At 64.7% G+C, this 7999-nt stretch carries 8 protein-coding genes; 1 reads left to right on the plus strand and 7 read right to left on the minus strand.

Annotated elements, in window-relative coordinates; all coding sequences use genetic code 11:
- Positions 1-37: 37 nt before the first annotated feature.
- From purH to NCS28_RS01625, 6 genes are all read right to left on the minus strand, one after another.
- Positions 38-1603: a bifunctional phosphoribosylaminoimidazolecarboxamide formyltransferase/IMP cyclohydrolase gene (gene purH / locus NCS28_RS01600; RefSeq protein WP_250512123.1), complete on the minus strand. Its 1566-nt coding sequence runs from the start codon at positions 1601-1603 to the stop codon at positions 38-40.
- A 64-nt stretch (positions 1604-1667) separates the two neighbouring features.
- On the minus strand, positions 1668-1901 hold the full coding sequence (locus NCS28_RS01605; protein WP_008351548.1) for a Fis family transcriptional regulator: 234 nt from the start codon (positions 1899-1901) through the stop codon (positions 1668-1670).
- Positions 1898-2992, minus strand: a complete 1095-nt coding sequence (gene dusB, locus NCS28_RS01610) for a tRNA dihydrouridine synthase DusB (protein WP_250512124.1) — start codon at positions 2990-2992, stop codon at positions 1898-1900. The genes NCS28_RS01605 and dusB overlap by 4 nt, the downstream gene beginning before the upstream one ends.
- Before the next feature lie 212 nt (positions 2993-3204).
- Complete coding sequence (locus NCS28_RS01615; RefSeq protein ID WP_250512125.1) at positions 3205-4401, minus strand: UbiH/UbiF/VisC/COQ6 family ubiquinone biosynthesis hydroxylase; 1197 nt, start codon at positions 4399-4401, stop codon at positions 3205-3207.
- A gap of 2 nt (positions 4402-4403) precedes the next feature.
- Positions 4404-5801, minus strand: a complete 1398-nt coding sequence (locus NCS28_RS01620) for an aminopeptidase P N-terminal domain-containing protein (RefSeq protein ID WP_250512126.1) — start codon at positions 5799-5801, stop codon at positions 4404-4406.
- A 195-nt stretch (positions 5802-5996) separates the two neighbouring features.
- On the minus strand, positions 5997-7301 hold the full coding sequence (locus NCS28_RS01625; RefSeq protein WP_250512127.1) for a THUMP domain-containing class I SAM-dependent RNA methyltransferase: 1305 nt from the start codon (positions 7299-7301) through the stop codon (positions 5997-5999).
- Positions 7302-7525: 224 nt separating this feature from the next.
- Between NCS28_RS01625 and NCS28_RS01630 the strand changes: the two genes are divergently transcribed.
- Positions 7526-7744, plus strand: coding sequence for a hypothetical protein (locus NCS28_RS01630; RefSeq protein ID WP_250512128.1), 219 nt, complete (start codon positions 7526-7528; stop codon positions 7742-7744).
- Between the two features lie 54 nt (positions 7745-7798).
- Here the strand turns inward: NCS28_RS01630 and NCS28_RS01635 are convergent.
- Positions 7799-7999, minus strand: a 201-nt coding sequence (locus NCS28_RS01635; protein WP_250512129.1) for an NAD(P)(+) transhydrogenase (Re/Si-specific) subunit beta, incomplete at its 5' end; no start/stop codon positions are given.

The following is a 7999-nucleotide window of genomic DNA, read 5'->3' on the forward strand; positions in this document are numbered from 1 at the left end:
AGCGCAAACAGGCCAATCTTAAATGAAGCAGGCGGAATTAATGGCGGAAATGACGCGTGCCGGTGACGATCATCGCGACATTGTGTTCGTCGGCGGCGGCGATCACTTCGTCGTCGCGCATGGAGCCGCCCGGCTGGATCACGCAGGTTGCGCCCGCGTTCACGACGACATCGAGGCCGTCGCGGAACGGGAAGAACGCGTCCGACGCCACCGCCGAGCCGTTCAGCGTGAGACCGGCGTTCTGCGCCTTGATGCCCGCGATGCGCGCCGAATCCACGCGGCTCATCTGGCCCGCGCCGACGCCGAGCGTCATGCCGCCGCCGCAGAACACGATCGCGTTCGACTTCACGAACTTCGCGACGCGCCACGCGAACATCAGGTCGTCCATTTCCTTCGGCGTCGGATGGCGCTTCGTCACGACGCGCAGCTCGTGCGGCTGCACGTTCTTCGCATCGAGCGATTGCACGAGCAGACCCCCGCCGACGCGCTTCAGATCGAACGTGTTGTGACCTTCGCCGAGCGCGATCTGCAACAGGCGCACGTTCTGCTTCGCCGCGAACACGGCGCGCGCCGCCTCGCTGAACGACGGTGCGATCAGCACTTCCACGAACTGCTTCGCGACCGCTTGCGCCGTGGCTTCATCGACTTCGCGATTGAACGCGATGATCCCGCCGAATGCGGAAGTCGGGTCCGTCTGGAACGCCTTCGAGTACGCTTCGGCGGCGTTCGTGCCGACCGCCACGCCGCACGGATTCGCGTGCTTGATGATGACGCACGCGGGCGCATCGAACGTCTTCACGCATTCCCACGCGGCGTCCGAATCGGCGATGTTGTTGTACGACAGTTCCTTGCCCTGCAACTGCGCGTAGTTCGCGAGCGCGCCGGCGGGCACGGAAAGGTCGCGATAGAACGCCGCGCTCTGATGCGGATTCTCGCCGTAGCGAAGATCCTGAACCTTCTCGAACGCCATGTTGAAGGTCGCCGGATACGTGTTGCGGCGCGAGTGCTGCAGCTCTTCGGTGAGGCTCGTCAGATAGTTCGTGATCGCGCCGTCGTATTGCGCGGTGTGCGCGAACACCTTCGTCGCGAGACGGAAGTTCGTCTTGTAGCCGACGTTATTCTTGTTCGCGCGCATTTCGTCGAGCACGGCGGCGTAATCGGCCGGATCGACGACGACCGTCACGTCGCGATGATTCTTCGCCGCCGAGCGCAACATGGTTGGGCCGCCAATATCGATGTTTTCGATCGCATCTTCCAGCGAGCACTCTTCCTTCGACACCGTCTGCACGAACGGATAGAGATTCACGACCAGCAGATCGATGGTCGGGATGTCGTGCTTCTCCAGCGCGGCCATGTGCTCGGGCAGGTCGCGGCGCGCGAGAATCCCGCCATGAACTTTCGGATGCAGCGTTTTCACGCGCCCGTCGAGCATTTCCGGAAAGCCGGTGTAGTCGGCGACCTCGGTCACGGGCAGGCCCGCGTCGGCGAGCAGTTTCGCGGTGCCGCCGGTGGAAAGCAGCTTGACGCCGAGATCGGCCAGCGATTTGGCGAAATCGACGATGCCGGATTTGTCGGAAACGGAGAGGAGCGCTTGCTTGATCATGATGAACACTGAAACCGAAAAGGGAAACCAGGCCGGACCAAGGCGCGCGCCTCAGTCCGATGAATCAAATCAATCCGTGCTGTTGAAGCTTCTTGCGTAAGGTGTTGCGGTTGATGCCGAGATACTCGGCAGCGAGCGATTGGTTTCCGCCCGCCTGCTCGAGCACCACCTCGAGCATCGGTTTTTCCACGCACGAAATCACCATGTCGTATACGTCGTGCGGGTTGGAGCCGTCCAGATCCTGGAAGTAGTTGTCGAGGCTCTGGCGGACGCATTGTTCGATGTTATGTCTGCTCATGCGGCAATCAGTCGGTCTGTCGTGTTGTTGTTCCCGCCGCACGATTCTTCCCCGTCCGCGTCTTCGGCGTCACCGGACTCGTCGACATAGACGAGGCGGTCCGACAACGCCTTTTGTGCGTCAAAGAATTCGTTGACAGCGAGCAATTGTTCTTTGGTCGTGTCCAGCGTATTCATCCGGTGCCGGAAGGTGTTGGCGCCGGAAAGGCCGCGAGTGTACCAGCCGATATGCTTGCGCGCAGTCCGTACGCCCGTGAATTCCCCGTAAAAGGCGTAGTGATCTTCGAGGTGTTCGTTCATCACCTGCTGGATCTCGTCGATGCGCGGCGGCGGCAGGCGCTCGCCCGTCTGCAGAAAATGTTCGATCTCGCGAAAGAGCCACGGACGCCCCTGCGCCGCGCGGCCGATCATGATGGCGTCGGCGCCGGTCGCGGCGAGCACGTCGCGCGCTTTCTCGGGCGTCGTGATGTCGCCGTTCGCGACGACGGGAATCTTCACCGACGCCTTCACGGCCGCGATGGTTTCGTACTCCGCGTCGCCCTTGTAGAGATCGGCGCGCGTGCGGCCGTGGACGGTGAGCATCGAAATGCCCGCCTCCTGCGCGATCCGCGCGATGGTCAGCGCGTTCTTGTTCTCGCGATTCCATCCCGTACGAATCTTGAGCGTGACGGGCACGGCGTCCGGACCCACGCCGACCGCCTGTACTACGGCTTCCACGATGCGCGTGACGAGCGGCTCGTTCTGCAGCAGCGCCGAGCCCGCCGCGACGTTGCATACCTTTTTCGCCGGACAGCCCATGTTGATGTCGATGATCTGGGCGCCGTTTGCGACATTGTGGCGCGCGGCTTCCGCGAGCATCTGCGGATCGGCGCCGGCGATCTGCACCGAGATCGGCTCGACCTCGCCCGCGTGATTCGCGCGGCGCATGGTCTTTTCGCTTTTCCACAACTGCGCGTTCGACGCGACCATCTCCGACACCGCGTAGCCCGCGCCCATGCGCTTGCAGAGCTGCCGGAACGGGCGGTCGGTGACGCCTGCCATCGGAGCGACGAACAGGTTATTGCGCAGAACGTGTGGACCGATGGTGGGCATGAAGGCTAAACGATCCGCGCTGAGTGATTTCGGCCAAAGCCGTGTCAGGCGGATGCAACGTTGCTGAAGGGAAACGGCTATTTTAACGCGAACAGCGTGCTGAAATTAAGAGCAATCGCGTGCAAGTCTTTAAATCTTCTATGAAAGAACGCGCGCTCATAGAGGATAAGTCCAGCCGATCAGCGCAGAAGGTTGCCTTATTCCGTGCCGGATCAGCGCCGTTGGCCGAACATCATCTGCCGGGCGAGCGCGGATTTCACCGGCGGGAGAAACTCGAGCGCAGTGAGGGCGAGACCGCGCATTGCAGCGAGCGGCGGGAAATCGACCGTGAAAATGCGCGCGAGCGTGTCGGTGGCGCCGATCGTCAGGCGCCGGTCGAGCGCGCGGCGCTGCGCGAAGCGGGCGAGCGTGAGCGGACGCGGTCCGTCGGCGGACAGCGCGTCGGTGAGCGCGAGCGCGTCGCGCAAGCCGAGGTTCAGGCCCTGACCCCCGACCGGATGCAGTGTCTGCGCGGCATTGCCGATGGCGACGGTGCGCCGGTCGACGAGCACGTCGAGCGCGGTCAGGCCGAGCGGAAACGCCGCACGCGACGCAATGCGCGTGAAGCGGCCCATGCGCGTGCCGAACGCGGCGCCCAGTTCGGCGAGGAAAGCGTCGTCGTCGAGCTGCATACGGCGGGCGGCTTCGTCGGGCGTACAGCACCAGACGAGCGCGTAGTCCGCGTGACGCTGGCCGCCGCACGGCAGAAGCGCGATCGGCCCTTCGCTGGTGAAGCGTTCCCACGCGACATTCGCGCGCGGATCCGACACGCTCACCGTTCCGACGATGGCCGTTTGCCCGTAATCGCGCGCGCGGCGCTCGCCGGTCGCGGTCACATCGCTCTTCTTATAAAGACCGCCTTCGGCATTCACGAGCACCTTCACGCGGAGCGTGCGCTCGCCGCTCGCTGACTGCAGCGGCAGCGAGACGCCCTCGTGGTCCTGCAGCGGCGCGAGGGCGGAGGAATTGGTGAGCCAGTCGACCTTGGTCGCGCGCACGGCATCGGCAAGCGCGCCGACGAGCGAGCCATAGCGCACCACGTAGCCCAGTTCGGGCAACTCGTGCTCGTCGTGCTCGATCAGCGTGCGGCCGAAGTGTCCGCGCTGCGACACGTGGATACGGCGGATCGGCGTAGCGTCGCCGGGAAAGCCGAGCGGCTGGAGCATCACGCGGCTGCCGTGCGACAGCGCAAGCGCGCGCGGATCGTTGGCGGCGGCTTCGGGCGTGCGCGCATCGATCAGCGCAATGGAGAGCCGCGATGTCGCGCTGCGCCGCGCGAGCCAGCCGGCGAGCGCGAGTCCGACGGGCCCCGCGCCGACGATGGCGATGTCGTAGTCGAAATGCGGTTCGATGCCTTGCACGTCGCTCATGTTCAGTTTGCGTTTGTGTCGCGCATCAGCGCTTCGATCTCGTCGGCGGCGACGGGCACTTCGCGCGTGAGCAGTTCGCAGCCGCTTTCCGTGACGATGGCGTCGTCCTCGATGCGGATGCCGATGTTCCTGTACTGTTCCGGCACATCCTCGGCGGCGCGCACGTAGAGGCCCGGTTCGACCGTGAGCGCCATGCCGGGCGCGAGCGTTCGCCAGGGCCGCGCGCCTTGCTCGTCGAGCGGACCGTCGGCCTCGCGGTACTCGCCCGCATCGTGGACGTCCATGCCGATCCAGTGCCCCGTGCGATGCATATAGAAGCGCGCGTAGGCACGTTGCGCGAGGACATCGTCGACGTTGCCGAACTTCGTCTTGTCGAGGATGCCGGTATCGAGCAAGCCTTGCGACAGCACTTTCACTGCGGCCTGATGCGGCGCGTCGAAGCTCACACCTGGGCGCGTCGCATCGACGGCCGCGGCCTGGGCCGCGAGCACGATGTCGTAAAGCTCGCGCTGCGCAGGCGTAAAGCGGCCGCTCGCGGGGAACGTGCGCGTGATGTCGGATGCGTAGCCGTCGAGTTCGCACGCGGCGTCGATGAGGATCAGGTCGCCGTCGCGCGCGATCGCGTTGCCCGCCGGATAGTGCAGTACGCAGGCGTTCGCGCCCGCCGCGACGATCGATCCGTATGCCGGCGCCTGCGCGCCGTGCCGGCGGAACGTGTAAAGCAGCTCGGCTTCGATCTCGTACTCACGCATGCCGGGGCGGCACGCGCGCATCGCGCGGCGGTGCGCTTCGGCCGAAATCGAGGCCGCGCGCCGCATGATGGCGATTTCGTGTGCGTCTTTCACTAGGCGCATCTCGTCGAGAATCGGCAGTAAATGCTCTGCGCTCTCGGGCGCGCGCACGCCGCTACGACTCTGCGCGCGCACGGCGGCGAGCCAGCCGCGCACTTGCGCATCGAGTTCAGCCGATGTGCCGAGCGCGTAGTACAGCGCGGGCTGGTCGGCGATCAGCCGGGGCATTTCATCGTCGAGCGCATGGATGGAAAACGCGGCATCGAAACAGAAGGCGTCGCGCGCGGCTTCGGGGCCGAAGCGGAAGCCTTCCCACGTTTCGCGTTCCGCGTTCTTCTCGCGGCAGAAGAGCATCGACGCGGCCTCGCCGTCCTTCGCGCTCGCGTTCAGAACGAGGGTTGCTTCGGGTTCGTTGAAGCCCGTCAGATAGTAGAAGTAGCTGTCGTGACGGAAGGGGTAGTCCGTGTCGCGGTTGCGCGTGACTTCCGGCGCGGTCGGCACGATGGCCACGCCGCCGCCTCGTGCGCGCAGTTCGGCGAGCACGCGTTCGCGACGCGCACGGAAGATGTCGACGGCGATGGGACTGGCGAGTTCGGTCGGTGAGTTCATGCGCCGATTGTAGCGCCGGCTTTGCGATCACGGCACCTGGTCGTTCGGCATAGGCTAAAACGCATCCGGACGACGCGGTATCGGCCGGATGTGGCGGCGCAATTCGTGCAATTTGCCTATGCCATTCGGCCGAATGGCTTCACGTGCGCCGCCGCTGCATACTTGTTTCCAAGGTGACGCAAACGGCGGCGCAACTCATTCGGCAGCGGGACGATTGCGCACGCTGCCCGCGATCAGATCGAAGCGGAACAGGCGGCATTCGAGCGCGCCATTGAAGAGCGGCGTCTTCGTCGATTCGCGCAGTCGCAAGAGGCCCGGCAGCTTGCGGTCGGACGTGAGGACGTACGCGCGCCAGCCGGGAAAGCGCTGCTTGAGCGCGTTGCCGAACGAGACGAAGAATTCCGTGTCGGCCGGATCGGGCTGCGCGCGTGCAAATGTGTCGTCGTCCTCGCGGCGGGAGCGTGGCGTATCGCGGATCTCGCCCCGCGGACCGCGCCCGCGCACTTCGATGCGCTCGCCGTACGGCGGATTCGCGAGCAGGATGCCCGGCGCATCGGTCGGCGGGACCATGTTGCGGGCATCGACCTGTTTGAGCGACATATCGGTGATGCCCGCGCGGCTCAGGTTCGCGCGCGCCTTTTCTAGCATGTCGCCGGAGATGTCGCTGCCGAAGATGTTCAGCTCGGCTTGCGTGGCGCGCGCGGCGCGGCGTTGTTCGAGAGCGGCGGTCTTGAGCTTTTGCCACATGCCCGGGTGAAAGGGCTTCAGCTTTTCGAAGCCGAAGCGACGGTCGTTGCCCGGTGCGATGTTGAGCGCCGTCTGCGCCGCTTCGGCGAGGAAGGTGCCGCTGCCGCACATCGGATCGAAAAGCGGCGTGCCGGGTGTCCAGCCGGTGAGACGCAGGATGCCGGCCGCGAGATTTTCGCGCAGCGGCGCGGCGCCCTTGTCCAGGCGCCAGCCGCGCTTGAAGAGCGGTTCGCCGGAGGTGTCGAGATAGAGCGTGCATTCGTTCACCGTGAGGAACGCGAACACGCGGACATCGGGCTGCGCGGTATCGATGCTCGGACGCGCGCCGGCGACATCGCGCAGGCGGTCGCAGACGGCGTCCTTGACGCGCAGCGTCGTGAATTCGAGGCTCTTCACCGGCGATTTGATCGCGGTGAGATCGACGCGCATCGTCTGGCTGGGCGTGAACCATTGCTCCCAGCGTTGGCGATGCGTGAGTTCGTAGATGTCCTGCTCGTTGCGATACGGGCCTTGCGCTACCTTCAGGAGCACCCGGCTCGCGATGCGCGAATGAAGGTTCGCCGCCATGCCCGCGACCCAGCCGCCCCGGAAATGCACGCCGCCGGGCACTTGTGCGCCGACGACCAGCGATCCGCCACCCGACAGCGGCGCGCTCGCCACATGACGCTCGCCGATCTCCGAAAGCTCGGCGGCGAGCGGCGCTTCGAGACCGCGCGGGCAGGGGACAAACCAGTCGAAGAGTGGGGAGGACATGAGCTGCTTTGAGGGCCGTTTAAAGGCGGTATTGTACGCGCGTGCTTCACGGGCTTCGAACGTCATCGCTTCTTGCAGACGAAGTCGCGCCTTTCGCGATGGCGAAGGGTATGTACCGTTGACCGCCCGTTTTCGCGCGGCCGAATTCGGAAATTTCGCCTGTTGCCGCGGCAGCCGGATCCCCAGAGTCTGCTTTGGCGAACTCGCCAATCAAAGGAGATTCCATGCCGAACGTGTATGTCGAACCACTTCCGAAACATCGCGACGGTGCGATCGAAGGCTACGCACTCGAGCTCTCAGCCACGCAACGACTGACCAGCGTCGTATACAAAACGCAAGCCGAGGCGATCAAGGCTGCGCGGGCCAACGGCTATAAACCGCTGGTCGCGCGCGTGAGAAAAATGGACAAGGGCAACCCCGATCACTGGCGGGCAGCGGATTAGGTACGCGTCTTCTTTTATGGCAGCCGCGCTGCGGCTGCCAGACTGCACTTGCAATTACTCCACCGCCTTCATCATGTCTTCGACGACCTTCTTCGCGTCCCCGAACACCATCATCGTCTTGTCCATATAGAACAACTCGTTGTCGAGACCGGCGTAACCCGCCGCCATCGAGCGTTTATTCACGATGATCGTTCGCGCCTTGTACGCTTCGAGAATCGGCATCCCGGCGATCGGTGACTTCGGATCGGTCTTCGC

The organism is Caballeronia sp. INDeC2 (assembly GCF_023631325.1).
Taxonomy (GTDB): Bacteria; Pseudomonadota; Gammaproteobacteria; order Burkholderiales; family Burkholderiaceae; genus Caballeronia.